General features: G+C 41.2%; 41 protein-coding genes. 2 read left to right on the plus strand and 39 right to left on the minus strand.

All coding sequences use genetic code 11. The annotated features are described in order from the left end of the window. Positions 1 to 3 precede the first annotated feature (3 nt). Positions 4 to 1,095, plus strand: a complete 1,092-nt coding sequence (locus tag EL140_RS08570; protein ID WP_001289678.1) for an ABC transporter ATP-binding protein — start codon at positions 4 to 6, stop codon at positions 1,093 to 1,095. Continuing rightward, complete coding sequence (locus tag EL140_RS08575; protein ID WP_000676640.1) at positions 1,085 to 2,743, plus strand: ABC transporter permease; 1,659 nt, start codon at positions 1,085 to 1,087, stop codon at positions 2,741 to 2,743. The genes EL140_RS08570 and EL140_RS08575 overlap by 11 nt, the downstream gene beginning before the upstream one ends. Positions 2,744 to 2,837: 94 nt before the next feature. On the opposite strand, the gene EL140_RS08580 is transcribed toward EL140_RS08575, so the two are convergent. The 39 genes from EL140_RS08580 to nrdD form a co-directional block, all read right to left on the minus strand. Further along, entirely contained in the window at positions 2,838 to 3,539 is a 702-nt protein-coding gene (locus EL140_RS08580) for a histidine phosphatase family protein (RefSeq protein WP_000049286.1), read from the minus strand. Between the two features lie 236 nt (positions 3,540 to 3,775). Next, a complete protein-coding gene (locus EL140_RS08585) occupies positions 3,776 to 5,113 on the minus strand; it encodes a PFL family protein (protein ID WP_000354908.1) in 1,338 nt (445 codons plus the stop codon). Positions 5,114 to 5,122: 9 nt separating this feature from the next. Beyond that, positions 5,123 to 5,389: an ACT domain-containing protein gene (locus EL140_RS08590; protein WP_000644135.1), complete on the minus strand. Its 267-nt coding sequence runs from the start codon at positions 5,387 to 5,389 to the stop codon at positions 5,123 to 5,125. Between the two features lie 263 nt (positions 5,390 to 5,652). Continuing rightward, positions 5,653 to 6,039 (minus strand): 50S ribosomal protein L17, encoded by a 387-nt coding sequence (rplQ, locus tag EL140_RS08595; RefSeq protein ID WP_000331493.1) that lies wholly within the window; start codon positions 6,037 to 6,039, stop codon positions 5,653 to 5,655. A gap of 11 nt (positions 6,040 to 6,050) precedes the next feature. Continuing rightward, complete coding sequence (locus tag EL140_RS08600; protein WP_000568984.1) at positions 6,051 to 6,986, minus strand: DNA-directed RNA polymerase subunit alpha; 936 nt, start codon at positions 6,984 to 6,986, stop codon at positions 6,051 to 6,053. Positions 6,987 to 7,028: 42 nt separating this feature from the next. Further along, positions 7,029 to 7,412 (minus strand): 30S ribosomal protein S11, encoded by a 384-nt coding sequence (gene rpsK, locus EL140_RS08605; protein ID WP_001118385.1) that lies wholly within the window; start codon positions 7,410 to 7,412, stop codon positions 7,029 to 7,031. Between the two features lie 17 nt (positions 7,413 to 7,429). Then, positions 7,430 to 7,795, minus strand: a complete 366-nt coding sequence (rpsM, locus tag EL140_RS08610) for a 30S ribosomal protein S13 (RefSeq protein WP_000090781.1) — start codon at positions 7,793 to 7,795, stop codon at positions 7,430 to 7,432. 17 nt (positions 7,796 to 7,812) lie between these two features. Beyond that, entirely contained in the window at positions 7,813 to 7,929 is a 117-nt protein-coding gene (rpmJ, locus tag EL140_RS08615; RefSeq protein ID WP_001808836.1) for a 50S ribosomal protein L36, read from the minus strand. 24 nt (positions 7,930 to 7,953) lie between these two features. Next, complete coding sequence (gene infA / locus EL140_RS08620) at positions 7,954 to 8,172, minus strand: translation initiation factor IF-1 (RefSeq protein ID WP_001029883.1); 219 nt, start codon at positions 8,170 to 8,172, stop codon at positions 7,954 to 7,956. Between the two features lie 116 nt (positions 8,173 to 8,288). Continuing rightward, on the minus strand, positions 8,289 to 8,927 hold the full coding sequence (locus EL140_RS08625) for an adenylate kinase (protein ID WP_001050433.1): 639 nt from the start codon (positions 8,925 to 8,927) through the stop codon (positions 8,289 to 8,291). A gap of 145 nt (positions 8,928 to 9,072) precedes the next feature. Next, on the minus strand, positions 9,073 to 10,383 hold the full coding sequence (gene secY, locus EL140_RS08630; protein ID WP_000465385.1) for a preprotein translocase subunit SecY: 1,311 nt from the start codon (positions 10,381 to 10,383) through the stop codon (positions 9,073 to 9,075). A 12-nt stretch (positions 10,384 to 10,395) separates the two neighbouring features. After that, the gene (gene rplO / locus EL140_RS08635; protein ID WP_000766089.1) at positions 10,396 to 10,836 is read right to left on the minus strand and encodes a 50S ribosomal protein L15; all 441 of its coding nucleotides are present in this window, start codon (positions 10,834 to 10,836) and stop codon (positions 10,396 to 10,398) included. 144 nt (positions 10,837 to 10,980) lie between these two features. Then, complete coding sequence (gene rpmD, locus EL140_RS08640) at positions 10,981 to 11,163, minus strand: 50S ribosomal protein L30 (protein ID WP_000057241.1); 183 nt, start codon at positions 11,161 to 11,163, stop codon at positions 10,981 to 10,983. Between the two features lie 13 nt (positions 11,164 to 11,176). Next, positions 11,177 to 11,671: a 30S ribosomal protein S5 gene (gene rpsE / locus EL140_RS08645; RefSeq protein WP_000874204.1), complete on the minus strand. Its 495-nt coding sequence runs from the start codon at positions 11,669 to 11,671 to the stop codon at positions 11,177 to 11,179. Positions 11,672 to 11,688: 17 nt separating this feature from the next. Next, positions 11,689 to 12,045: a 50S ribosomal protein L18 gene (gene rplR / locus EL140_RS08650; RefSeq protein WP_000624044.1), complete on the minus strand. Its 357-nt coding sequence runs from the start codon at positions 12,043 to 12,045 to the stop codon at positions 11,689 to 11,691. 83 nt (positions 12,046 to 12,128) lie between these two features. Continuing rightward, positions 12,129 to 12,665, minus strand: coding sequence for a 50S ribosomal protein L6 (gene rplF / locus EL140_RS08655; RefSeq protein ID WP_000086626.1), 537 nt, complete (start codon positions 12,663 to 12,665; stop codon positions 12,129 to 12,131). Positions 12,666 to 12,857: 192 nt separating this feature from the next. Continuing rightward, positions 12,858 to 13,256 (minus strand): 30S ribosomal protein S8, encoded by a 399-nt coding sequence (gene rpsH, locus EL140_RS08660; protein WP_000245504.1) that lies wholly within the window; start codon positions 13,254 to 13,256, stop codon positions 12,858 to 12,860. Positions 13,257 to 13,540: 284 nt separating this feature from the next. Beyond that, on the minus strand, positions 13,541 to 13,726 hold the full coding sequence (locus EL140_RS08665; RefSeq protein WP_001085697.1) for a type Z 30S ribosomal protein S14: 186 nt from the start codon (positions 13,724 to 13,726) through the stop codon (positions 13,541 to 13,543). A 17-nt stretch (positions 13,727 to 13,743) separates the two neighbouring features. After that, positions 13,744 to 14,286, minus strand: coding sequence for a 50S ribosomal protein L5 (gene rplE, locus EL140_RS08670; RefSeq protein WP_000013542.1), 543 nt, complete (start codon positions 14,284 to 14,286; stop codon positions 13,744 to 13,746). 23 nt (positions 14,287 to 14,309) lie between these two features. Then, the gene (gene rplX / locus EL140_RS08675; RefSeq protein ID WP_000497691.1) at positions 14,310 to 14,615 is read right to left on the minus strand and encodes a 50S ribosomal protein L24; all 306 of its coding nucleotides are present in this window, start codon (positions 14,613 to 14,615) and stop codon (positions 14,310 to 14,312) included. 78 nt (positions 14,616 to 14,693) lie between these two features. After that, complete coding sequence (gene rplN / locus EL140_RS08680) at positions 14,694 to 15,062, minus strand: 50S ribosomal protein L14 (protein ID WP_000616545.1); 369 nt, start codon at positions 15,060 to 15,062, stop codon at positions 14,694 to 14,696. A gap of 25 nt (positions 15,063 to 15,087) precedes the next feature. Further along, positions 15,088 to 15,348, minus strand: a complete 261-nt coding sequence (gene rpsQ, locus EL140_RS08685) for a 30S ribosomal protein S17 (protein ID WP_000440801.1) — start codon at positions 15,346 to 15,348, stop codon at positions 15,088 to 15,090. 24 nt (positions 15,349 to 15,372) lie between these two features. Then, on the minus strand, positions 15,373 to 15,579 hold the full coding sequence (rpmC, locus tag EL140_RS08690) for a 50S ribosomal protein L29 (RefSeq protein WP_000772918.1): 207 nt from the start codon (positions 15,577 to 15,579) through the stop codon (positions 15,373 to 15,375). Between the two features lie 9 nt (positions 15,580 to 15,588). Then, the gene (rplP, locus tag EL140_RS08695; RefSeq protein ID WP_000960946.1) at positions 15,589 to 16,002 is read right to left on the minus strand and encodes a 50S ribosomal protein L16; all 414 of its coding nucleotides are present in this window, start codon (positions 16,000 to 16,002) and stop codon (positions 15,589 to 15,591) included. Between the two features lie 3 nt (positions 16,003 to 16,005). Continuing rightward, positions 16,006 to 16,659, minus strand: a complete 654-nt coding sequence (gene rpsC, locus EL140_RS08700) for a 30S ribosomal protein S3 (RefSeq protein WP_000529936.1) — start codon at positions 16,657 to 16,659, stop codon at positions 16,006 to 16,008. A gap of 12 nt (positions 16,660 to 16,671) precedes the next feature. Beyond that, on the minus strand, positions 16,672 to 17,016 hold the full coding sequence (gene rplV / locus EL140_RS08705) for a 50S ribosomal protein L22 (RefSeq protein WP_000818137.1): 345 nt from the start codon (positions 17,014 to 17,016) through the stop codon (positions 16,672 to 16,674). Between the two features lie 11 nt (positions 17,017 to 17,027). Then, positions 17,028 to 17,309 carry a 30S ribosomal protein S19 gene (rpsS, locus tag EL140_RS08710; protein ID WP_000533766.1) on the minus strand — a complete coding sequence of 94 codons (282 nt, stop codon included), beginning with the start codon at positions 17,307 to 17,309 and terminating at the stop codon, positions 17,028 to 17,030. A 103-nt stretch (positions 17,310 to 17,412) separates the two neighbouring features. Continuing rightward, positions 17,413 to 18,246, minus strand: coding sequence for a 50S ribosomal protein L2 (rplB, locus tag EL140_RS08715; protein WP_000512910.1), 834 nt, complete (start codon positions 18,244 to 18,246; stop codon positions 17,413 to 17,415). Positions 18,247 to 18,263: 17 nt separating this feature from the next. Then, positions 18,264 to 18,560, minus strand: coding sequence for a 50S ribosomal protein L23 (locus EL140_RS08720; RefSeq protein WP_001055347.1), 297 nt, complete (start codon positions 18,558 to 18,560; stop codon positions 18,264 to 18,266). Continuing rightward, the gene (gene rplD / locus EL140_RS08725; RefSeq protein ID WP_000024539.1) at positions 18,560 to 19,183 is read right to left on the minus strand and encodes a 50S ribosomal protein L4; all 624 of its coding nucleotides are present in this window, start codon (positions 19,181 to 19,183) and stop codon (positions 18,560 to 18,562) included. The genes EL140_RS08720 and rplD overlap by 1 nt, the downstream gene beginning before the upstream one ends. Before the next feature lie 24 nt (positions 19,184 to 19,207). Beyond that, positions 19,208 to 19,834, minus strand: coding sequence for a 50S ribosomal protein L3 (rplC, locus tag EL140_RS08730; protein WP_000160197.1), 627 nt, complete (start codon positions 19,832 to 19,834; stop codon positions 19,208 to 19,210). 82 nt (positions 19,835 to 19,916) lie between these two features. Next, positions 19,917 to 20,225 (minus strand): 30S ribosomal protein S10, encoded by a 309-nt coding sequence (rpsJ, locus tag EL140_RS08735; RefSeq protein ID WP_001284513.1) that lies wholly within the window; start codon positions 20,223 to 20,225, stop codon positions 19,917 to 19,919. Between the two features lie 255 nt (positions 20,226 to 20,480). Then, positions 20,481 to 20,894, minus strand: coding sequence for an effector binding domain-containing protein (locus EL140_RS08740; RefSeq protein WP_000478847.1), 414 nt, complete (start codon positions 20,892 to 20,894; stop codon positions 20,481 to 20,483). A 567-nt stretch (positions 20,895 to 21,461) separates the two neighbouring features. Continuing rightward, a complete protein-coding gene (locus EL140_RS08745) occupies positions 21,462 to 22,088 on the minus strand; it encodes a uridine kinase family protein (protein ID WP_000725974.1) in 627 nt (208 codons plus the stop codon). Beyond that, positions 22,085 to 22,681 carry an anaerobic ribonucleoside-triphosphate reductase activating protein gene (gene nrdG / locus EL140_RS08750; RefSeq protein WP_000220157.1) on the minus strand — a complete coding sequence of 199 codons (597 nt, stop codon included), beginning with the start codon at positions 22,679 to 22,681 and terminating at the stop codon, positions 22,085 to 22,087. The genes EL140_RS08745 and nrdG overlap by 4 nt, the downstream gene beginning before the upstream one ends. A gap of 4 nt (positions 22,682 to 22,685) precedes the next feature. Beyond that, the gene (locus EL140_RS08755) at positions 22,686 to 23,192 is read right to left on the minus strand and encodes a GNAT family N-acetyltransferase (RefSeq protein ID WP_000423439.1); all 507 of its coding nucleotides are present in this window, start codon (positions 23,190 to 23,192) and stop codon (positions 22,686 to 22,688) included. A 9-nt stretch (positions 23,193 to 23,201) separates the two neighbouring features. Next, the gene (locus EL140_RS08760; protein ID WP_000603391.1) at positions 23,202 to 23,702 is read right to left on the minus strand and encodes a GNAT family N-acetyltransferase; all 501 of its coding nucleotides are present in this window, start codon (positions 23,700 to 23,702) and stop codon (positions 23,202 to 23,204) included. A 43-nt stretch (positions 23,703 to 23,745) separates the two neighbouring features. Then, positions 23,746 to 23,886 (minus strand): hypothetical protein, encoded by a 141-nt coding sequence (locus EL140_RS09650; protein ID WP_000521629.1) that lies wholly within the window; start codon positions 23,884 to 23,886, stop codon positions 23,746 to 23,748. 11 nt (positions 23,887 to 23,897) lie between these two features. After that, positions 23,898 to 26,105, minus strand: coding sequence for an anaerobic ribonucleoside-triphosphate reductase (nrdD, locus tag EL140_RS08770; protein WP_000636178.1), 2,208 nt, complete (start codon positions 26,103 to 26,105; stop codon positions 23,898 to 23,900). Positions 26,106 to 26,228: the final 123 nt, after the last annotated feature.

Here is a 26,228-nt window from a genome sequence, read left to right on the forward strand (position 1 = left end):
ACTATGAGTGAGATCAAAATTATTAACGCAAAAAAAATCTACCATGATATTCCTGTCATTGAGAATTTAAACGTTACGATTCCAAAAGGAAGTCTTTTCACCATTCTTGGACCTTCAGGTTGTGGAAAAACGACCCTTCTTCGAATGATTGCAGGCTTCAACAGTATTGAAGGCGGAGAATTTTACTTCGATGATACTAAAATAAATAATATAGAACCCAGCAAACGCAACATCGGCATGGTTTTCCAAAACTACGCTATTTTCCCACATTTGACTGTCCGAGATAATGTTGCTTTTGGTCTTAAACAAAAAAAGGTTCCAAAAGATGAATTAGTTCGACAAACTAATAAATATCTGGAACTAATGCAAATTGATCAATACGCAGATCGAAAGCCCGATAAGCTCAGTGGTGGACAACAACAACGTGTCGCCTTAGCACGTGCATTAGCTGTTAATCCAAGTGTTCTCCTCATGGACGAACCACTTAGTAACCTGGATGCGAAACTTCGCTTAGATATGCGCCAAGTTATTCGAGAAATTCAACACGAAGTGGGAATTACAACTGTATATGTGACCCACGATCAAGAAGAAGCGATGGCTATTTCAGACCAGATTGCCGTTATGAAAGATGGGATCATCCAACAAGTCGGACGACCAAAAGAACTCTATCATAAACCAGCTAATGAGTTTGTGGCAACCTTTATTGGACGCACAAATCTCATCCCAGCCAAACTACAAAAAAAGAGCGACAGTGCTTATATCGTCTTCTCAGATGGCTATGCCCTCCCTATGCCAGCTCTTGATCAAGCTAAGGAACAAGCTGTTCTTGTGAGTATCCGTCCCGAAGAGTTTATCAAAGATGAATCTGGAGATATTGAAGGAATCATTTCCGATAGTGTTTATCTTGGACTCACCACTGAATATTTTGTAGAGACTGCATTTTCTTCAAAAATACAGGTCAGCGAAGAATCAACTTTTGAAGAAGATCTTCAAAAAGGGGATCGAATTCGTCTACGAATCAATACTCAAAAGTTAAATGTCTTTTCTGCAGATGGTTCCCAAAATCTTATTACAGGAGTTGGCTATGAAAGGTAAAAAATTAAATATTTGGACAGCCTCCTCATTCTTCATCTTTCTTACCTATCTTATTTTTCTTGTTTATCCAATTATTATTGTACTCAAGCAAGCACTCATACATGAAGGTCAATTCTCACTCGCTAATTTTGAAGATTTCTTTAGTAAATCCTATTACTCTGAGACACTAGTAAACAGTTTTAACGTCTCCATTACTTCTACTGTAACTTCCCTAGTTTTAGGGACCTTATTAGCTTACCTCTTTTCTATATATGACTTCAAAGGAAAGAAATTTTTACAGATATTGATTATCATCGCTTCCATGTCAGCTCCTTTCGTAGGGGCATACTCTTGGATTCTCTTGTTGGGACGAAATGGTGTCATCACTAAATTCTTGACAAATGCCCTTCATCTTCCAGCTATTGATATTTATGGCTTCAAAGGAATTGTACTTGTGTTTACACTCCAGCTATTCCCATTAGTTTTTCTATACGTGGCTGGAGCCATGAAAAGAATTGACCATTCTCTTCTTGAAGCCGCTGAAAGTATGGGGGTATTTGGATTCAAACGTATGATAACAGTTGTTTTGCCCCTTTTAGTTCCAACTTTACTTGCCGCTGCCCTACTCGTATTTATGAGAGCATTCTCCGACTTCGGAACTCCTATGTTAATTGGTGAAGGATATCGAACTTTCCCTGTTTTAATTTATAATCAATTCATTAGTGAGGTTGGCGGAAATTCTGCTTTTGCATCTGCTTTAGCAATCATGGCGATTATCATTGCTTTAACAATCTTTCTTATTCAAAAATATATTTCCAATCGCTATAGTTTCAGCATGAATTCTCTCCATCCAATTGAGCCGAAAAAAACTACAAAAGGAAAAATGGCAGCAATTTATGCAACAGTTTACGGAATTGTCTTATTTTCTGTTCTACCTCAATTATTTTTGATTTATACCTCTTTCCTAAAAACATCAGGTATGGTATTTGTCAAAGGCTATTCTCTAAACAGTTACAAGATTGCCTTCAATCGCATGGGAGCTACTATTTTTAATACGATTCGCATTCCTTTGATTGCTTTGATTCTAGTTGTTTTATTTGCATCATTTATCTCCTACCTAGCTGTTAGAAAACGAAATTTGTTTACAAACTTAATTGATAGCCTTAGTATGGTACCTTATATCGTACCAGGAACAGTTCTCGGTATTGCCTTTATCTCTTCATTCAATACAGGTATCTTCGGAAGTGGCTTCCTTATGATTACAGGAACAGCCTTCATCTTGATTATCTCCTTATCTGTAAGAAGACTCCCTTATACAATCCGCTCATCTGTTGCTAGCTTACAACAAATAGCACCTAGTATTGAAGAAGCAGCTGAGAGTTTAGGAAGTAGCCGTCTCAATACTTTCAGTAAAATCACTGTTCCAATGATGTTACCCGGTATTATTTCTGGATCTATTCTATCATGGGTAACAATGATTTCAGAACTATCTACTTCTATCCTGCTATATAATGCCAAAACAAAAACTATGACCGTAGCTATCTACACTGAAGTACTTCGTGGAAATTATGGCGTAGCAGCTGCTTTGTCAACTATCCTCACTGTCTTGACAGTTACTTCATTATTACTATTTATGAAAATTTCTAAAAACAATAGCATTACCCTCTAGTTTTCCCCTATCAAAAACAGCCAAAAGGATATCCCTTGGCTGTTTTTTCTTATTTTGATATGGTTATCAAATCTCTAGTTTATGGCAAGCCGTTCTATTTTGACTGAATAGAGGGCTCTTCCATCTTCTCACGTCCGAGCTCTCGATAGCTACGGTCACCAACAACTTCTACGCTAAACTGACCGTCCTCATATTCAAGAATCGTCACGCTACCATTATCTAGACCATGTGGATGCATACCATTGATCAGATACACAATAGTCCCAATAGTCATTCCATGGCTGACGACGAGAGCATTGCCCCCACCTTGTTCTTCCATTTCTTTGGCAATCGTTTCAAAACCTTCCTTGATTCGACCACTGAGTTTTTCCCAGCCTTCTGCCCAACCAGCAGTATCAACCTCTACCAAACCTTCTGCTAGTTCTGCATAGGACAACTGATGAACATGGTCCACATTAAAAATACGAGGAATCAACCCCATAAAGAGGTCCCCATCATAGGCCCCATCAAAACTACCAAAGCACCACTCACGGATTCGCTTGTCCATGCGGTAAGGGATTTTCCCCTGCAGGCCAAGTTCTTCTAGGATAATTCCCATGGTTTGAATAGTGCGACCTGAATCACTGGAATAAGCGCGGTCAAACTGCAAGCCAGACTCTCTCAAGCCAATTCCCAGTTCATGGATTCCCAACTCACCTTCTGCAGTCAGAGGTGTATCACTCCATCCTTGAGCACGTCCAATGGTGTTAAACATCGTTTTCCCATGACGGACCAAATACAATCTTACTTTAGACATTTTCTATCCTCCATTTTCTTCTATTATATCATGGATCAAAGAAATATTCGGCTTTCAAAAGCAAAGCCAACATTTGTAAATTATCCAAAAGAAAAGCTACCCTCATGGTAGCTTCCCTAGGAGATTATTATGAAAAAGTTTAGGATTTCTATTAAATAAAGTTAGGAGGTCTTTATTTAATGATTATAGTATACACAGTCATCCTTAAACTCAACTTAAATCCTCTCGCTTTTTTATTAATTTTTAAAACTATGGATTGGAGCTGGGATTTGCCCACCGCGAGAGATGAAATCAACAGACGAAGCCCCGTTGACTTTCATCACTGGAGCTGTCCCTAGCAAGCCACCAAACTCAATCATATCGCCTTCTTTTCCCTTTGGAATAATACGGACAGCCGTTGTTTTCATGTTAATAACACCGATGGCCGCCTCATCCGCAATCATAGCTGCAATGGTTTCAGCAGGCGTATCTTCCGGAATGGCAATCATATCCAACCCAACAGAACAGATAGCCGTCATGGCCTCTAGTTTCTCTAAATTCAGAGAACCATCTTGCACCGCAGCAATCATTCCCTCATCTTCAGAAACGGGGATAAAAGCACCTGACAAGCCACCGACTTGGTTACAAGCCATCACTCCGCCCTTCTTAACTTGGTCATTCAAAAGAGCGAGGGCAGCCGTCGTCCCATGCGTACCAACTGTTTCTAGACCCATTTCCTCAAGGACACGAGCCACAGAATCACCAACTGCAGGAGTAGGTGCCAAACTTAGGTCAACAATTCCAAAATCAACACCCAGTCTCTCGCTGGCCATCTGACCAACTAATTGACCGATACGAGTAATCTTGAAGGCCGTTTTCTTGACCGTTTCCGCCACTACATCAAAGCTCTGTCCACGAACCTTTTCCAAGGCGCGCTTGACCACACCAGGACCCGAAACCCCGACATTGATGATGACATCTGCTTCGCCAACACCATGAAAGGCCCCTGCCATAAAAGGATTGTCCTCAACAGCATTGGCAAATACGACCAACTTGGCCGCACCCATATCTGATAGCGCAGCTGTTTCCTTGATGATACGTCCCATATCAGCGACCGCAGTCATGTTGATACCTGACTTGGTCGAGCCGATATTGACGGACGAACAAACCTTGTCTGTCTCAGCTAGAGCGCGTGGGATAGAATTGATGAGAATTTCATCTCCTTTTTGGTAGCCTTTTTGTACCAAAGCTGAGAATCCACCGATAAAGTCAACACCGATCTCCTTGGCCGCCTTGTCAAGTGCCTTTGCCAAAACAACATAGTCTGTCGCATCAGTCGCAGCACCAATTAAAGAAGTCGGAGTCACCGATACCCGTTTATTAACAATAGGAATCCCTAGTTCCGCAGCAATTTCATCTCCTACAGCCACTAGATTTGCAGCTTTAGTGGTGATTTTTTGGTAAATCTTTTCAGCAGCACGATTGATATCTGGATCAATACAGTCCAAAAGGGAAATCCCCATGGTGATGGTTCTGATATCGAAGTTCTGCTCTTCAATCATGGCAATGGTTTCCGTAACTTGTCTAATATCCATAGCCACCTCCTAGATATTATACATAGCATCAAAAATCGCTGCACTTTGAATATTGATTTTAACATTCAAGGTTTGGCCGAAAGTTTCAAACTCATTTCGAAGATAAGTGAAATCCTGTTTTTCGTCACTAGAAACGACCGCCATCATAGTAAAGTATTCATCCAACACCGTCTGAGAAATATCGTCAATATTCAAACCCAACTCTGCAATCTTAGTAGACACGCCAGCAACAATGCCAGTCTTGTCCTTGCCAACCACTGTAATAATAGCCTTCATCTTTAGACTCCCATTCTACGATTATTAGAAAACCTGAACGTTTTTGGTTTTCTTTTTCCTTAGTATAGCATATTTCCGTAAAAAATACTAAAAAACGCCTGCTTACGAAGTTGTTCTTAAGAAAAAAACAATTTCGTAAACAAGCGTCTACCCTATCAAATGATGATGAGTGTTCCCGCTAGGACCGAAGTCCCAGCGGTAGACCAGAGCTAGACTAAGAGCACAAGACTCCATCATCATAACACTCAACAAAATTGATGATTTTATACTAATTCGATGATCGCCATTGGCGCAGCATCACCACGACGTGGTTCAGTTTTAAGGATACGAGTGTATCCACCGTTACGTTCAGCATAACGAGGTGCGATTTCTGAGAACAATTTTTGAAGTGCTGTAGTAGAAGTGTACTTATCAGTTGCTTCATCATAGTTTTCAGATGCGATTTCATTACGTACGAAAGCAGCTGCTTGACGACGTGCATGCAAATCACCACGTTTACCTAGAGTAATCATTTTTTCAACAGTTTTACGGATTTCTTTAGCACGAGCTTCAGTTGTCACGATTGATTCGTTGATCAAAAGGTCAGTTGTCAAATCGCGAAGCATTGCTTTACGTTGTGAGCTAGTGCGTCCTAGTTTACGGTAAGCCATGTATTCCTCCTTTATTTATCTTTTAATCCAAGACCCAAGTCAATGAGTTTGAGTTTCACTTCTTCCAAACTCTTGCGTCCAAGATTTCGTACTTTCATCATCTCTGCTTCAGATTTTTCTGTCAAATCATGCACAGTGTTGATACCGGCACGTTTCAAACAGTTGTATGAACGCACAGACAAGTCCAGTTCCTCAATCGTACGATCCAAAATACGATCGTCAGATTCAGTATCAGCTTCTTTCATCACTTCAGTTGACTTAGCAATCTCAGTAAGATTTGTAAACAAATCAAGATGTTCTGTCAAGATACGTGCTGAAAGCCCTAAAGCATCTTCTGGAATAATTGTTCCATTAGTCAAGATTTCAAGGGTTAATTTGTCAAATCCATCATTGCTACCTACACGAGCAGGCTCTACTTGATAGTTGACTTTTGTAACTGGTGTATAAATAGAATCTACAGCAAGTGTTCCAACTGGTGCATTATCTTTTTTGTTTTCATCAGCAGGTACATATCCACGACCACTGTTAACAGTCATTGTCGCTTTTAGAGAAGAACCTTCACCAATTGTAAAGAGATAATGATCTGGATTTACAATCTCAATATCACTGTCAGTCAAAATGTCTCCAGCTGTAATTTCAGCAGGACCTTCAACGTCAAGTTCAATGATTTTTTCGTCTTCAACGTATGATTTCACTGCAATCCCTTTAATGTTCAGAATGATTTGCATCACGTCTTCACGAACACCTGGAACTGTGTCAAACTCATGTAACACACCATCAATATTGATAGATGTCACTGCTGCTCCTGGTAGAGAAGCTAGTAGTACACGACGAAGAGAGTTACCAAGAGTTGTACCGTATCCACGTTCAAGTGGTTCGATTACAAACTTGCCATAATCTTTATTTTCATCAATTTTTGTTATATTTGGTTTTTCAAACTCAATCATTTAGTTACTCCCTCTTAAACGAAAAGCAGTGTAATGCGATGATTATACACGGCGACGTTTTGGAGGACGAGCACCATTGTGTGGCACTGGAGTCACATCACGAATTGCTGTTACTTCAAGACCAGCGGCAGCAAGCGCACGAATAGCTGACTCACGACCAGAACCTGGACCTTTTACAGTAACTTCAACTGATTTAAGACCGTGTTCTTGTGCAGATTTAGCAGCAGCTTCAGAAGCCATTTGAGCAGCGAATGGTGTAGATTTACGAGAACCTTTGAAACCAAGAGCACCAGCTGATGACCAAGCAATTGCATTACCATGCACATCAGTAATCATAACAATAGTGTTATTAAATGTAGCGTGAATATGAGCAATACCAGATTCGATATTCTTTTTCACACGACGTTTACGTGTTGGTTTAGCCAAGACTTTTACCTCCTATATTATTTTTTCTTACCAGCAATCGCAACAGCTTTACCTTTACGAGTGCGAGCGTTGTTTTTAGTGTTTTGTCCACGGACAGGAAGTCCACGACGGTGACGAATACCACGGTAAGAACCGATTTCCATCAAACGTTTGATGTTCAAGTTTACTTCACGACGAAGGTCACCTTCAACTTTGATTGCATCCACTTCACGACGGATAGCATCTTCTTGATCTGATGTAAGGTCACGTACACGAACATCTTCTGAGATTCCAGCAGCAGCCAAAATTTTCTTAGATGTTGCAAGTCCGATACCATAAACGTAAGTCAATGAGATTACTACGCGTTTGTCATTTGGAATGTCAACTCCAGCAATACGAGCCATGTTTTCTCCTTTCTATCTTATCCTTGACGTTGTTTGTGTTTTGGATTTGCTGGGCAAATTACCATAACACGACCATTACGACGAATTACTTTACAGTATTCGCAAATTGGTTTGACCGATGGTCTTACTTTCATTTTTTATCCCTCCAAGTTTTTCGATTATTTAAAGCGGTAAGTGATACGTCCACGTGTCAAGTCATATGGACTCATCTCGACAGTAACACGATCTCCCGCTAAAATACGAATATAGTTTTTACGAATTTTACCAGAAACTGTTGCTAAAATCTGATGTCCATTTTCAAGTTCAACCGTAAACATTGCGTTAGGCATTGTATCGACTACTTTGCCTTCAACTTCAATCACATCGTCTTTTGCCACGCAAAAGCACCTCCATAAATTTCGATTCGATGCCTCTGAAAACAGAGACAACAATTATAAGTCAGACTATCTCAGTATAACATTTGTAGCGATTTTTTGCAAGTGTGAAAAACGCTTTATTTCAAATTTGTCAATACTTTTTCGATGTCTTTGAACACATCATTGATATCTTGATTTCCTTCGATATCGTGGACCAATCCTTTGGCACGGTAGTGAGCAATGATTGGTTCACCTTGGGCGATATTCACATCCAAACGACGCTTCACTGTCTCAGGTTTATCATCTTCACGTTGGTAGTAATCTTCCTCTTTATAGTCAACTGGTGGGTTGAAAACTTTGTGGAAGGTTTCACCTGTTTCGCGGTGGATGATACGACCACTCAAACGTTCTAAGAGACAATCTGGATTCACTTCGATATTGATCACGCCTTCTAGTTCGATACCAAGTTCCGCCAATGTTTTGTCCAAGGCATGGGCTTGTTCAATCGTACGTGGGTAACCATCCAACAAGAAACCTGTTTCCTTGATGTCGTCCTGTGAAAGGCGTTCTTTAACGATTCCATTTGTAACTTCATCTGGAACTAACTCACCTTTGTCAATATATGACTTGGCAAGTACACCCATTTCAGTTTGATTTGCCATAGCAGCACGGAACATATCTCCAGTTGAAATGTGTGCCACGTGGAATTGCTCCACAATTTTAGCTGCTTGCGTTCCCTTACCTGCTCCAGGTAAGCCCATAATCAAAAGATTCATGATAGGATCTCCTTATTTTGTATTTAAATAGAAGTAGAAATCTCATTCAACCCCTATTTAAAAACAAAATAGAAGAGGGGAGACGAAAATCTCTCTGATAGATAGATCTTCATACTCCACTCTCTAAGCAAAAGTAATTTTGCTTTTATTCTGTTTTATCCATGAAACCAACATACTTACGTTTCAATAGGTAACCTTCTAGCTGTTTGATTCCTTCGATACCGGTTGAGATAATGATCAAAAGACTAGTTCCCCCAAAAGCAACAGCTTCTGAAAGACCAAAGACATCTTTTGCCACAATCGGCAAGATTGAAATCACACCAAGGAAGATTGATCCGACAGTCGCAAGGCGACGAAGAAGTTTCGACATGAACTCTTCAGTACCCTTACCAGGACGGACACCATGAATGTAGGCTCCACTCTTTTGCAAGTTTTCTGCTGCTTTCTCTGGATTGATCTGTACAAATGTATAGAAGAATGTAAAGAGAATGATTAACAAGGCATACATAGCAACACCTGTCGGAGATGTTGTAGATAACATTTCCTGTGCTGTACGTACCCAAGCCCAATCATGACCTGTAGCACTCAAAAATTGAAGAATGGCTGCAGGTGCTGCTGTGATGGAACTTGCAAAGATAACTGGGATAACCCCCGCTGGGTTTACCTTCAATGGAAGGTATGAGCTTGATGGGGCTCCTTGAGCAACTTTTGTATATTGGATTGGAATTTTATATTCTGCCTGTTGAACAAAGGTTGTAAAGTAAACAATCAACAAGACAGCGATAATCAAAATAACGACAAAGATAATAGATGAAGTCAAACGGCTACTTGGAATATTGACGAAGTAGTCAACATAGATGCCTTTAATCATCTCAGGAATTGAAGCAACAATACCTGCAAAGATGATCATAGAAACACCATTTCCGTATCCCTTATCTGTAATTTGTTCCCCGAGCCAAGTTACAATCATACTACCTGCTGTGAGGATAATACCAATAGTAACAAAAACTTGTGGAGTTAAAGCTGTCGTTAATAATTTCGCTCCAGATAGAGTATTAAATCCTGCTGTAATCCCGATAGATTGAACAAATGCAAGCACAAGCGCAATGTAACGAGTAGCCTGGTTTAGTTTTCTCCGTCCCACTTCCCCTTGTTTGCCCCATTCTACAAACTTCGGTAAAATATCCATTTGTAGCAATTGAACAACGATGGAAGCAGTGATATACGGACTCACACCGAGTGCAAAAACGGAGAAGTTCTTCATGGCATTCCCTGAAACAAGACTAAGCATGTTCAAGAAAGATAAACCACTGAGAGCTTCTAAACTTTTTGCATTCACACCTGGAACAGTGATACTTGTCCCAATACGGAAAACAAGGATGATAAAAATCGTAAAGAGAATTTTTGATCGAACTTGTTTAACCTTGAGCGCTTCTTTTAGTAATTTAAAAAACATGGGTCACCTCTCTTAGATGACTTCTACAGAACCACCTTTAGCAGTGATAGCTTCCTCAGCTGATTTAGAGAATTTAGCTGCTTTCACAGTCAATTTCTTAGTCAACTCACCGTTACCAAGAATTTTAACTCCTGATTTTTCAGCTTTCACAATTCCTGCTTCGATAAGTACAACTGGAGTTACTTCTGCACCGTCTTCAAAGACGTTCAATTGGTCAAGGTTTACAATTGCATATTCTTTAGCGTTGATGTTAGTGAATCCGCGTTTTGGAAGACGACGGAACAATGGAGTTTGTCCACCTTCAAAACCAAGGCGAACTCCGCCACCGCTACGAGCTTTTTGACCTTTTTGACCGCGACCAGATGTTTTACCGTTACCTGATGAAGTACCACGACCAACACGGTTACGTACTTTACGAGAACCTTCTGCAGGTTTCAATTCATGAAGTTTCATTATTATTTTCTCCTCTTTTGTAAAATGCTAGCGCCGATAAGAGAGAAAAGGTTGTCTCCCTTATCAACTCGCCTATACATCGTCATCTAAGATGACTATACCTAGTTTTAGGGGATGAGTATTGCCACATCCCCTAAAAATTCATTAGTTTACTTCTTCAACTGTTACCAAGTGAGATACTGCAGTGATCATACCACGGATAGCAGCGTTGTCTTCTTTGATAACAGAGCTGTTCAATTTGCCAAGTCCAAGTGCTACAACAGTTTTACGTTGTGATGGAATGCGTCCGATTGGAGACTTAGTCAAAGTAATTTTAATTTGAGCCATTTTATCCCCTTTCTTATGCCAAATCAGAAACTGAAATACCACGAAGGGCAGCAACTTCTTCAGCGCGTTTCAATTGTTTCAAACCTTCAACAGTTGCGCGAACAATGTTGATTGGAGTGTTAGAGCCAAGTGATTTAGATGTAATATCTGCCACACCTGCCAATTCCACAACGGCACGAACTGCACCACCAGCGGCAACTCCAGAACCTTCTACAGCAGGTTTCAACAATACTTTAGCTCCACCGAATTCTGAAAGAACTTCGTGTGGGATTGTTGTTCCAACCATAGGAACCTCAATCAAGTTTTTCTTAGCATCTTCTACTGCTTTGCGGATTGCTTCTGGAACTTCTTGAGCTTTACCAGTACCAAATCCTACGCGACCATTGTGGTCACCAACAACAACAAGAGCTGCGAAACGAAGACGACGTCCACCTTTAACAACTTTTGTAACACGGTTGACAGCAACTACGCGTTCTTCTAATTCAACTGCATTGTCTTTAAATGCCATTTTCTAGTGTCCTCCTATTAGAATTTCAATCCGTTTTCACGAGCTGCATCAGCCAAAGCTTTCACACGTCCGTGATATAGATATCCACCGCGGTCGAACACCACTTCTGAAATACCTTTAGCGTTTGCACGTTCTGCAACGAGTTTACCGACAGCAACGGCTTGTTCAGTTTTAGTTCCTTTTGAAACTTCTTTGTCAAGAGTTGAAGCACTTGCGAGCGTTACACCCGCTACGTCATCAATCACTTGAGCGTAGATGCCTGTATTAGAACGGAATACGTTCAAACGTGGGCGATCAGCAGTTCCAGAGAGTTTTCCGCGAACGCGACGGTGGCGTTTTTGGCGGAGTTTGTTTTTATCTGGTTTAGAAATCACAGTTTTCACCTCTTTAGTTTTAAATCGTGTGCTATGCACTAAGTTGGAAAATAGGTTGGTGGTTGAAAATCAACCACTCAACATTATTTACCTGTTTTACCTTCTTTACGGCGAACGAATTCACCAACGTAACGGATACCTTTACCTTTATATGGTTCTGGTGAACGAAGGCTACGTACGTAAGCAGCTGTTTGACCAACTACTTCTTTTGAAATTCCGCTAACAACGATTGTTGTTGGGTTTGGAAGTTCAAAAGTAATTCCTTCTGGAGCTTCAACTTCGTCTGGATGAGATTTACCAACAGCCAAAACAAGTTTAGATCCTTGAAGTTGTGCACGGTAACCAACCCCGCGCATTTCAAGTTCTTTCTTGAATCCTTCTGATACACCAACAACCATGTTGTTCAAAAGGGCACGAGTAGTTCCGTGGATTGTTTTCATTTCTTTTGAATCGTTTGGACGGTGAAGAGTTACTTCCGTACCTTCCACACGGATTTCAATATCTTTTGAGAACTCACGAGTAAGTTCTCCTTTAGGTCCTTTTACAGTTACAACGTTGTCATTGTTAGTGATTTCAACACCAGCAGGCAACACGATAACTTTATTACCAATACGTGACATGTTTATTTTCTCCTGTTAGATTGTCAGGCCATAACGGCCAGTTTTCACGGGGTTAAAGATACTTATTGAGTTCAATAGCTAAATTGAACACGCTCTAAGAACTGTGCAAAATAGATAAGTTGGCTTGTTTGTAAACAAACTTCTCCAACTTCCTAATTTTGCTTTGTTCTTTACGAGCTTTGTATCTTGATTTTACCAAACGTAAGCGATAACCTCACCACCAACATTCTTTTGGCGAGCTTCTTTATCAGTAAGCAAACCTTCAGAAGTTGAAAGGATAGCAATTCCAAGTCCGTTAAGAACTTTTGGAAGATCTTCACGTTTTTTGTAGACACGAAGTCCTGGTTTAGAAACACGTTTCAAGTTAGTGATAACTTTTTCACCGTTTGGTCCGTATTTAAGGAATACACGGATGATGCCTTGTTTGTCATCTTCGATGATTTCTACGTTCTTAACAAAACCTTCGCGTTTAAGGATTTCAGCAATCCCTTTTTTGATGTTTGATGCAGGTACTTCAAGTACTTCGTGTTTCGCTTGGTTAGCGTTACGAATACGAGTTAGGAAGTCTGCGATTGGGTCAGTCATAACCATTTTGTTTTTCTCCTCTTACTAGTAGTTTGCAAGTTGCACTTGCTAGTTAATACATGATACAAAGAGCGTAACAGCAAGAGCAAAAATAGGCAATTTGATGCAGGAGCGATGCTCCAAAGAAAATTGGTCTTTTTTGCCAAAGCTGTAGCTCGTGTTCAAATTGGCAAGCCCAACTGAACCCGGGCTAAACCCTGTGTGAAAAAGATAAACTTTCCTAGAAAATTCAGTTTCTTCGTCAAGTTTCCTATTTTCACTTGGAGTTTTAACGCCCTTGATATCTTAAATTACCAAGATGCTTTTGTTACACCAGGAATTTGTCCTTTGTAAGCTAATTCACGGAAGCAAACACGGCAAAGTTTAAATTTGCGGTAAACTGAATGTGGACGACCACATTTTTCACAACGAGTATAAGCTTGAGTAGAGAACTTCGCTGGACGTTTGTTCTTAGCAATCATTGATTTTTTAGCCATTAGATTTACCTCCTATATTATTTTGCAAAAGGCATTCCAAGGCCTGTAAGCAATGCACGTGACTCTTCGTCAGTGTTAGCAGTTGTTACGATAACGATGTCAAGACCACGAGTTTTGTCAACGTCATCAAAGTTGATTTCTGGGAAGATCAATTGTTCTTTCACACCAAGAGTGTAGTTTCCGCGTCCATCAAATGATTTTGTTGGAACACCGTGGAAGTCACGCACACGTGGAAGTGAAACTGAAACCAATTTGTCCAAGAATTCGTACATACGTTCACCACGAAGGGTAACTTTTGCACCGATCGCTACACCTTCACGAAGACGGAAGCCGGCGATTGATTTTTTAGCTTTAGTGATAAGTGGTTTTTGACCTGAGATAAGTGCCAATTCTTCAGCAGCTTTTTCAAGACTTTTAGCGTTTGATACAGCTTCACCAACACCCATGTTCAAAACGATCTTATCTACTTTAGGCACAGCCATCACTGATGAGTAGTTGAATTGTTCTGTCAAAGCAGGAACTACTTCATTAAGATATTTTTCTTTTAAACGATTTGCCATTATACTTCTCCTTTCCTTCGTGATTAATCAAGCACTTCGCCTGATTTTTTGTTGTAGCGAACTTTTTTACCGTCTACAAATTTGTAACCAACACGACCAGCTACACCATTTTTGTCCAATACTTGAACGTTTGATACGTGGATAGCTGCTTCTTTCTCGATGATACCACCTTGAGGAAGCTCGTTAGTTGGACGTTGGTGTTTCTTAACGATGTTAACACCTTCAACGATAACTTTGTTTACTTTTGGAAGGGCAGTAAGGACAACAGCTTCTGTTCCCTTATCTTTACCAGCGATTACGCGAACTTTGTCGCCTTTTTTTACAAACATTAGGTTTCTCCTTGATTTTTCTTACGCCCATAAGGGCACCCTGGAAAGTAATCCAGGGGACTAGTTTGTTTTTAAAAATTAAAGTACTTCTGGAGCAAGTGACACGATCTTCATGAAGCCACCTTCACGCAATTCACGTGCAACTGGGCCAAAGATACGTGTTCCGCGAGGAGTTTTGTCTTCACGGATGATAACTGCTGCGTTTTCGTCAAATTTGATGTATGAACCATCAGCACGACGAGCACCTGATTTAGTACGAACGATAACAGCTTTTACAACGTCACCTTTTTTAACCGCACCACCAGGAGTAGCTTGTTTTACAGATGCCACGATAACATCACCGATGTTTGCAAATTTACGTCCTGAACCACCAAGAACTTTGATAGTCAAGATTTCGCGCGCACCGCTGTTGTCTGCGACTTTCAAACGAGTTTCTGTTTGAATCATTTCAGTTTTCTCCTTTCAGGTTTGATTAGATGATGACCGCTTCTTCAACAACTTCTACAAGACGAAAACGTTTTGTAGCTGAAAGCGGACGAGTTTCCATGATACGTACGATATCGCCTTCTTTGGCAACATTGTTTTCATCATGTGCTTTGTATTTCTTAGAGTAGTTAATACGTTTACCATAGACTGGGTGGTTACGTTTTGTTTCAACTACAACTGTGATTGTCTTGTCCATTTTGTCAGATACAACACGTCCAACAAGAACCTTACGATTATTGCGTTCCATTGAAATTTCTCCTTCCCTAGTCTATTATTTCGCTTCAGATTGAACTGTCTTGATACGAGCGATTTGTTTTTTAACTTCTTTCAAGCGAGCTGTTTGTTCCAATTGACCAGTAGCAGCTTGGAAACGAAGTTCAAACAATTCTTTTTTCAATTCGTTTTCGCGCTTCGCGAGTTCTTCTTGAGAAAGACCACGAAGTTCTTTAACAAATTCTTTTACTTCATTAAGTTTCATGCCTTCTCCTTATTCTGCTTCACGTTTTACGAATTTACATTTAACTGGCAATTTGTGGCTTGCAAGACGAAGCGCTTCGCGAGCAATCTCTTCAGATACACCAGCGATTTCGAACATCACTTTACCACGTTTAACTGGTGCTACCCAACCTTCAGGTGCCCCTTTACCAGATCCCATACGCACACCGATAGCTTTAGCAGTGTATGATTTGTGTGGGAAGATTTTAATCCAAACTTTACCACCACGTTTCATGTAACGAGTCATGGCGATACGAGCAGCTTCGATTTGGCGGTTAGTGATCCAGTGGCTAGTTGTAGCTTGAAGACCGTATTCACCAAATGCTACTTCTTTTCCACCTTTTGCTTCACCGCGCATTTTTCCACGGAATTCACGACGGTGTTTAACACGTTTAGGTACTAACATTGGTTATTTACCTCCTTTAGTGTTTTTACGAGCTGGAAGAACTTCACCACGATAGATCCATACTTTAACACCAAGTTTACCGTATGTAGTATCTGCTTCTTCCCAAGCGTAATCGATATCTGCACGAAGTGTGTGAAGTGGAACAGTTCCTTCAGAGTATCCTTCAGCACGGGCGATATCTGCACCGTTCAAACGACCTGATACTTGAGTTTTGATTCCTTTAGCTCCAGCACGCATTGCACGTTGGATTGCTTGTTTTTGTGCACGACGGAAAGCGACACGTTGCTCCAATTGACGAGCAATTCCTTCACCTACAAGGTGAGCATCCAAATCAGGTTGTTTGATTTCGATGATGTTGATGTGTACTTGTTTTCCAGTCAATTTGTTAAGTTTTGCACGGAGTGCATCAACGTTAGCACCACCTTTACCGATAACCATACCTGGTTTAGCAGTGTGAAGTGAAACGTTAACTTTGTTTACTGCGCGTTCAATTTCGATAGTTGAAACTGCTGCGTCAGCAAGTTCTTTTTGAACGAATTTACGGATTGCAAGATCTTCATGAAGGTAATCCGCGTATTCTTTTTCAGCATACCATTTGGCATCCCAATCACGGATGATGCCGACACGCATACCAATTGGATGTACTTTTTGACCCACGATGTTACCTCCTTATTTTTCTGCAACAGCTACAGTGATGTGAGCTGTACGTTTGTTGATTGGTGAAGCTGAACCTTTCGCACGTGGACGGAAACGTTTCATAGTTGGTCCTTCGTTTGCGAATGCTTCAGATACTACCAAGTTAGCTTTGTCCAAACCAAAGTTATTTTCAGCGTTAGCTACAGCTGAATTCAAAACTTTCAAGATGATTTCAGCAGCTTTGTTTGGTGTGAATGTCAAGATTGCAATAGCATCGGCTACGCTTTTACCACGGATGTTGTCAAGAACAAGACGTGATTTACGAGGTGAAACACGTACTGTACGAGCCATTGCTTTAGCTGAAGTAATTTCTGCCATTTATGTTCTCCTTATTTTCTACGTGTTTTCTTGTCGTCTGCAGCGTGACCTTTGTAAGTACGAGTTGGTGCAAATTCACCAAGTTTGTGACCTACCATGTCTTCTTGGATGTAAACAGGTACGTGTTTACGTCCGTCATAAACTGCAATAGTGTAACCAATGAAACTTGGGAAGATCGTTGAACGACGTGACCAAGTTTTGATAACTTTTTTCTTTTCGTCGTTAGCTTGAGCTTCAACTTTTTTCATCAAATGCTCATCGACGAAAGGTCCTTTTTTAAGACTGCGTCCCATTTTTATATTTTCTCCTTTAAATGTTGTACCACAGCGGCTTGCGCTCACATGGAGCGCTACCGAGCTGGCGGATTTCCTAGTTGCTTAGGCGACTAGTTTACTATTATTTCTCGTTGCGACGACGAACGATAAGTTTGTCAGATTTCGCTTTCTTGTTACGAGTTTTAAGACCAAGAGCAGGTTTGCCCCATGGAGTAGATGGCGCTTTACGACCAACTGGTGCTTTACCTTCACCACCACCGTGTGGGTGATCGTTAGGGTTCATTACAGAACCACGAACTGTTGGGCGGATACCTTTCCAACGGCTACGTCCTGCTTTACCAAGGTTTACAAGTCCATGTTGTTCGTTTCCGACAACACCAACTGTAGCACGACAAGTTCCAAGAATCATACGAACTTCGCCAGATTGAAGACGAACAAGAACGTATTTACCTTCTTGACCCAATACTTGGGCAGAAGCACCAGCAGCACGTACCAATTCTCCACCACGACCTGGTTTCAACTCGATATTGTGAATCAAAGTACCAACTGGGATGTTAGCAAGTGGAAGAGCGTTTCCGACTTTGATATCTGCTTCAGGACCTGAAACGATACGTTGACCAACTTCAAGACCTTTTGGAGCAATGATGTATGCTTTCACACCGTCAGTGTAGTGTACAAGAGCGATGTTTGCAGAACGGTTTGGATCGTACTCGATTGTTTTAACAACTGCTTCAACGTTGTCTTTGTTACGTTTGAAGTCAACCAAACGGTAGAAACGTTTGTGTCCACCACCTTGGTGACGAACAGTGATACGACCGTTGTTGTTACGACCAGCCTTGCTCTTCAAAGCAACAAGCAATGATTTTTCAGGAGTGCTTGTTGTGATTTCAGCGAAATCCAAAGAAGTCATATTACGGCGACCGTTTGTTGTTGGTTTATAAACACGAATTCCCACGATATTTCCTCCTTAGATTATTCAGCTTCAGCAGCAAACAACTCGATTGCTTTTGAATCAGCTGTAAGTGTGATGATAGCTTTTTTAGTTTTGTTAGTAAAACCAGTGTAACGTCCAACACGTTTTGCTTTTGGTTTTACGTTGATTGTGTTAACATTGGCAACTTTAACACCTTCGAAAGCAGCTTCAACAGCTTGCTTAATCAAAAGTTTGTGTGCACGAGTGTCAACTTCAAATACATATTTTCCTGCTTCAAGTTGAGCCATTGAGCTTTCAGTGATGACAGGTTTTTTGATAACATCATACAAATTCATTATGCAAGAACCTCCTCGATTTTAGAGATAGCTGCTTGTGTGACAAGAAGTTTGTCGCTATTTGCGATGTCAAGAACACTTGCAGTTGTAGCAGTTGCAACTTTCACATTTGGAAGGTTACGAGCTGAAAGAGCTGCGAATTCATTTCCTTCTTCAAGGATAACAAGAACTTTAGAATCGATGCTCAATGCTGCAAGAACTTTTGCAAATTCAGCAGTTTTTGGAGCTGTAAATTCAAGAGAATCAACGGCTACAAATTTGTTTTCAGCAACTTTTTCAGAGTAAACTGATTTAAGAGCTAGGCGACGAACTTTTTGTGGAAGTTTGTAGCCATATGAACGTGGAGTTGGTCCGAAGACAACACCACCACCACGCCATTGTGGTGAGCGGATAGAACCTTGACGAGCACGTCCAGTTCCTTTTTGACGCCATGGTTTGCGTCCACCACCTGATACTGCAGAGCGGTTTTTAACAGCGTGTGTTCCTTGACGAAGGCTTGCGCGTTGGCTGATGATTACATCAAACACAACTGATTCATTTGGTTCGATACCAAATACTGCATCGTTAAGAACAACTTGGCCAGCTTCTTTACCAGTTTGGTCAAATAATGTTACGTTTGCCATTGTGACTGATTTCCCCTTTCTTTATTATTTACCAGCTTTAACTGCTGATTTGATAGTGATAAGAGATTTCTTAGCACCTGGTACGTTACCTTTGATAAGGATAACGTTCTTTTCTGGAACAACTTGTACAACTTCAAGGTTTTGAATTGTTACACGGTCGCCACCCATACGTCCTGCAAGGTTCTTACCTTTGAATACGCGGTTAGGTGCAACAGGTCCCATTGAACCTGGACGACGGTGGTAACGAGAACCGTGAGCCATTGGTCCACGTGATTGTCCGTGGCGTTTGATAACACCTTGGAAACCTTTACCTTTAGAAGTACCAGTTACGTCAACAACGTCTCCAGCTGCGAATGTTTCAACTGTGATTTCAGCACCAACTTCCAAGCCTTCAACGTTTTTGAATTCACGAATGAAGCGCTTAGGAGCCGTGTTAGCTTTCGCTACATGTCCTTTAGCAGGTTTGTTGCTCAATACTTCGCGTTTGTCATCGAAACCAACTTGGATAGCGTTGTATCCGTCTGTTTCTACAGTTTTAACTTGAAGAACAACGTTTGGAGTTGCTTCAATAACTGTTACAGGGATCAATTCGCCAGCTTCAGTGAAGATTTGAGTCATTCCCACTTTTTTCCCTAAGATTCCTTTTGTCATGAGAAAATAGTTCCTTTTCTATATTTTTTATTCAAAAAGTTTTTAACGAGCGTTTTTCATGCTCAAGGTTTCAAACTTTGGATTAAAGCTTGATTTCTACGTTTACACCACTTGGAAGATCCAATTTCATCAAGGCATCAACTGTTTTTTGAGTTGGGTTAACGATATCGATCAAACGTTTGTGTGTACGCATTTCGAATTGTTCGCGAGAGTCTTTGTATTTGTGAGTCGCACGAATGATTGTGTAGAGGCTACGTTCAGTTGGAAGTGGGATTGGACCCGCAACTTGTGCACCTGTACGAGTAGCTGATTCTACGATTTTTGCAGCCGCTGTGTCAAGCGTACGGTGTTCGTATGCTTTCAAACGGATACGGATTTTTTTGTTTGCCATCTTTTTCTCCTTTTCGTCTATTTAAGATAATAGGCTAGCTCCACAAGAAAACCGACGCGCGTTGCGTGGCAATGCAACCGAGCGTGTCGCAACCTCTTGCATCAAAGCTAAGGCTGTAATTTACAGCACCATAATAGAATAACACAAAGCCCCTGCGATTGCAAGGGATTTGCGAGCTTTTTTCGTTTTTTTACTAACCTAAGTTACTAGAGTATGTTCTGATCCTCTTTCGTAAATAAAACTTAGTTTGACAATTTACCCATTTTTGGAGGTGGCGATAAAGATAGATACTGTCTGATCTGGATCATATTTTTCAAAATCAATACTATACTGACGTCGCAGTTCTCTTGCTTCTTCTGCCTGCCAAATTTGTTGCCAGGTATGAAGAAAACCTTTTGAATCACTTGTATCCACCTCAAATACTTGGTAGGTTTGTCCTGAAGTGTCAAAATCCCAGTCTTCTTTATCGGATAGACTACAGAGCGACAAGCTGTAATCCCCCTTGTAGTCGCTGACATAATCATGATAGACTGCATAAATCGAAAGCCCTTGGGCAAATGCCTCCTCTACTTCTTTCTGGTGTTCCTGCCATAGATGGCTAATTTTTTCCATCATGTTTGGATCTTGGAAATTATTTGTAGAGATACTACTGATTATTTTTAAAAACATTCCTTCGCTCCTTTTACTTTCACTTCTAAGGTGACTGACTAGCAATCAACCTCAGCTCTAAACTTTCTAGCTACCAAGAGGCTAATTCACGCAACAAAATGAAATAGCATTCTTTGCGTATAGGATATATCACACCATTCACTATCAACTCCCTTTTCCCAGAAAAAACGATGCCTATAACAGACAAAACGTTCAATTTACCGGTCTCAACCAGAGCTGAAAAACAATGCAGGCTTCAACCAAGACCATCCTTCCAATTCTTATTGATATAGTCTGGAAAGTTTTTAACGAACATTTTTTGTGCTCAAGTCTAAGACATAAAGGGATTCCAACTCAAAGCAAAAATAGGAAATCGACGCGCGTTGTGTGGCAGTGTATCCAATCGTGGTCACAACCTCTTGCATCACAGCTAAAGATGTGATTTACAGCACCACGGTAGAATAACACAAAGCCCCTGCGATTGCAAGGGATTTGTGAGCTTTTTTTCGTTTTTTTAGGATGAAACTGTTTTCCTATTTCATCTTCATACAATTACTAATTTACGACTATTAAAACCAATCTTTTCTTCTATATAATACGAGTCATTTTGACTTTGAATTTATCTTCTGATTGATCCACTAAGATATCTGCTTTAAACTCGGTTTCTCTATAGTAACGCTGATACTGCTCCCGTCTCATCTGATGGCTAGCTAGTATAAAGGAAGCATCGCGATTTCTCATAGTCGTATCTCGAGCTAGGCGCCGCTTTAATTCGGTCTCTTCATCCGTGTAGAAACAGATAGTTTTGTCAAAGAGTTCCTTGGGTAGGAAACCCACAGACATCCCTTCGACAACCAGTATCGGTTTCGAACCAGATAAGACTTCGCTTGGCTTCCAAGGTTCATCAATCGTCAAGATGTCCATACCTGCCTGCAAGGCGAGAATATCCCTCTCCAAACTTTCCAGTTCATGAGCCACTGGGAGGCAAGCTGTCACTTTTTGATCTGGAAGTTCTTTTGGCACCACTAAATGACGGTTTGAGGTAATGTAGGGATCTGTTTCTAGTAAATTTACTATAGTAGAATCTAGGGCTTGATATAATTCCTGAGCGAAGGTAGACTTGCCTGAAGCTCCATGACCGTAGATCCCTAACGTCCTAATTCTTCCCGTTTCAATCTCTGAAACCAGTTGCTCTATCAGGTCTTTTTTCTTCATTCTCTCTTCACCTGTTCATAGCTTTCTTTTCCGTCATTAAGCTTGTCCCAAATCACCACTTGCCCACTTTTGAGGGATTTTTGCACATCGATAATTCGTTGATTAGAGGAACCTCGAAACTGGAGCATGAGATTACGCTTGCTTTTATCATACCGTCCATCGACAAGGATGTCAATCAGCGACAAGAGTTCCAGTTTATCTGGAGTTTCCAGCATCATTTCTTCCCAGGTATATCCAGTCCAAGACCAGATGTCTTTATCTGGCAATTCCTTACGGATACGTTTGACGAGGGGCAAGAGAATTCCTGTATTAAGAAAGGGTTCTCCTCCTAGCAGGGTCAATCCTTGAACATAGGGCTGGGCAAGATCTACCATGATCTGTTCTTCTAACTCTGCTGTATAAGGAATACCTGCATTGAAAGACCAAGTCGCAACATTATAGCAGCCCTCGCAGTGGAACATACAGCCTGCGACATAGAGGGAGTTGCGCACTCCTTCTCCATCTACAAAGTTAAAGGCCTTGTAGTCAATGATTCGCCCTTTACTAAGCTCCTCGCTTTTCCATTCACCTGGTTTTGGTGTATTCCATGTCATCCTTTTACCCCAAATCTATCCAGTAGCGCTGACTTCTATCGATTGTATTTTCGTAAACACCGCCAGCGGAGAGAATCGTGCGGCGGCTGGCTTCGTTGTCTTCATCGCAAGTAATCAGCACTCGTTCCAATCCTTGCTTTCGAGCCTCTGCTAGTCCTAATCTCAACTGCTCCTTCCCATATCCTTTGCCTCGTTGACTGGGACGGATAGAATAGCCAATATGACCGCCTTCCACAAATAATTTGTCATTCAAGGACAAGCGCAGGGCTAAAAATCCCAAAGGTAAGCCGGTCTCATCAAAGGATAAAAATTTGATTGCAGGAACCCAGCCTACTGGCAGGTTGACAGCATCCTCTTGCTGCTCTACAATCTTTAAACAATCCTCATAATCCTTTGCTCGCTTCCAAGCGGAGCCCATGCCACCGTGCATATAGGATTTTGCTGCATCGAACTCCGCAATCATCTCTAATATCGCTTCTTTATCTTCCAAAGTTGGTCGTCTTAGCTCCATGCTTCCTCCTTAATCGACATCAATCCAATAGCGCTCCGTTCCGTTTCGAACATCCTCCAACTCCCCACCATTAGCTAAGATAACAGCTCGGCTTGCTGGATTTTCTGTGCTACAAGTCACTAAAGCTCGTTTAATATTCTTTCCCTTAGCAACTTGTAGACCTTGTCGGAGGGATTTTTTGGCATAACCCTTACCTCTTTCAGATGGACGAATGGAGTAGCCAATATGGCCCCCATTTTCTAGTAAGTAGTCATTTAATCGGAGACGAAGGTTGAGAAAGCCAAGAGCCTGGCCTGCTACGTCAAAACTAACCAGTTGGATAGCAGGAACCCAGTTTTCAGGAATATTGAGTCCCGCTTCCGCTTGAAGATTTTCTTCTAGCCACTCTTCATAAACAAAATTGTTGGCGTTCCAAAACCCACCATCGTGGGCTGATTGAGTCTGTTCAAACTCTGCCATCATCTCTAAAACTGTTTCTTTATCTGCCAATGTTGGTCTGCGTAGTATCATTTTTACCTCCAATTAAGAGAAAAGTGAGAGGCAACTCTCACTTTTATTTTTTCTTGTTCTTGTTTAAAAACTGTTCTCTGAGGTTGAGCAAGCGTTCTTTTTTTCCTACTCCACCTTTCGAATGTTTTTCATGATAACGGGTTACTTGAGCACGTCCCTTATCGTCTAATTGGTATTTCCCCATTGCGTTTCCTTCTAATTTATTACTTCATGTCCGGCTGTTTTAATGGTTGAACCGTTCATGTGTTTGACACGCGCAGCGATTTCCTTGTGGCGTCCGTTAACCATCGGACGCGCTTGAGGATTTCCCAGATAACCACACGTACGTTTGACCACATCTACTGTTTTAGGGTCGCTATTGCCACAGTTGGGACAAGCAAATCCTCTCTCAGTTGGTTCAAAATCCCCTTCAAAGTCGCACTTGTAGCAACGATCAATCGGAGTATTGGTCCCTAGATAGCCGACACGGTCATAGGCATAGTCCCAAACAGCTTCCAAGGCTTTAGGATTTTGTTGAAGAACTGGATACTCACAATAATGGATGAAACCACCTGACGCACCTGCTTCTGGGTAAACTTTCTCAAAGTCTAATTTTTCAAACGGTGTTGGATTTTTACGAACATCGTAGTGGAAAGAGTTGGTGTAGTATTCCTTGTCCGTGATGTCCGGAATAGAGCCGAACTTCTCTGTATCCAAGCGACAGAAGCGGTCTGTCAGACTTTCAGACGGTGTGGAGTAGATAGAGAAATGGTAACCATATTGGTCAGACCACTCTTCCACACGACGTTTCATATCGCGAATGATATCCAATGTGAATTCCTTGGCTTCAGGATTGCTTTCCCAGCTATTTCCAAAGAAGACTGTAGCCACTTCGTACAAACCGATGTAGCCCAGCGAAACTGTCGCACGGCGATTCTTAAAGAGTTGGTCAACACTTTCTTCTTTTCCGAGACGGCGACCGAAGGCTCCGTACTGATAGAGGATAGGGGCATTCGCTGGTGTTGCTTCCTTGGTCCGTTCAACACGGTAAACCAGAGCATCTTCTGCGATATTCATCCGCTCATTGAAGATTTCCCAAAACTTATTCAGATCCCCTTCAGACTCGAGGGCGATACGAGGCAGATTGACCGTCACAACACCTAGATTCATCCGACCTGAATTGACCTCAACACCATTTTCATCTTTCCAGCCTTGGAGGAAGGAGCGACAGCCCATAGGAACCTTGAAAGAACCTGTCAGCTCGATAATCTTATCATAGGACAAGACATCAGGGTACATCCGCTTGGTTGCACACTCGAGAGCCAACTGTTTGATGTCATAGTTCGGAGTCCCTTCTTCCAAGTTAAGGCCTCTTTTCAACGTAAAGATGAGTTTAGGGAAGATGGCTGTACGATGTTCTGATCCAAGACCCTTGATACGAATGGTCAAGATAGCTTTTTGAATTTCACGCTCAAAACGATTGGTTCCCAGACCAAAACCGAGCGAAGTAAAAGGTGTTTGGCCATTTGAAGTGAAGAGAGTGTTGATTTCATACTCGAGAGATTGCATGGCATCGTAGATGTCTTTTTGGGTTTTCTTCCAAGCATAATCTTCCCGTTTGTCAGGCAAGACCCACTCTTCCGCATCTTTGAGGTGTTTTTGGTAATTCTTCTCCGCATACGGAGCCAAGACTTCATCGATACGGTCAGCTGAGCAACCCCCGTACTGGCTAGAAGCAACATTGGCGATGATTTGTGAAATTTGAGCTGTCGCAGTCTGGATAGACTTGGGACTCTCTACCTCTGCATTTCCAATCTTAAAACCATTTTCCAGCATGCCTTTAAAATCAATCAAACAGCAGTTGGTCATCGGAGTGTAGGGGCTGTAGTCCAAGTCATGATAGTGGATATCCCCTTTTTGGTGAGCATTAGCTACGTGCTTAGGAAGCATTTGTAGCCCGATTGATTTCCCAACAATCCCTGCTGTCAAATCACGTTGGGTGTTGAAGACATCGCTGTCTTTATTAGCATTTTCATTAACAACTGCTTGATCTTTATTGAGAAGTTTATGGATACTAAAGTTTATATCTGTCGCTTTTGAGCGCTCAAAATCCCTTTGTGTCCGATAAGTGATATACTCCTCAGCCAGCGCATACTCTTTGGCTTCAAGGAGTTCATGTTCTACGACATTTTGAATTTCGTAAATCTTGACACCTTGAGGGAAGCGGCTGTGAATTTCCGTCACGATTCTTTCAACTAGACCATTTAGGCGTTTTTCTACTAGAGGCGTAACGTCCATAACCTTTTCCGCCGCCTTGTGGAGAGCCTTGTCAATCTTGTCTACATCAAACACTACACGTCTACCATCTCGTTTTTCAACGAACAAGGTGGGAACGGTTGCAAGCTTTTCTTCTAATACAATCATATCCATGCTCTTTTCTAAAATATTGTTGAATTGTTTATATTCAGTATTATACCACTCTAAAAATAAAAATCAATATCTTGTGTTAAAAATCCTAAAAATTTTAAAATTCCACAAGATATTGAT

It is taken from the genome of Streptococcus oralis ATCC 35037 (genome assembly GCF_900637025.1).
In the GTDB taxonomy this organism is placed as follows: Bacteria; Bacillota; Bacilli; order Lactobacillales; family Streptococcaceae; genus Streptococcus; species Streptococcus oralis.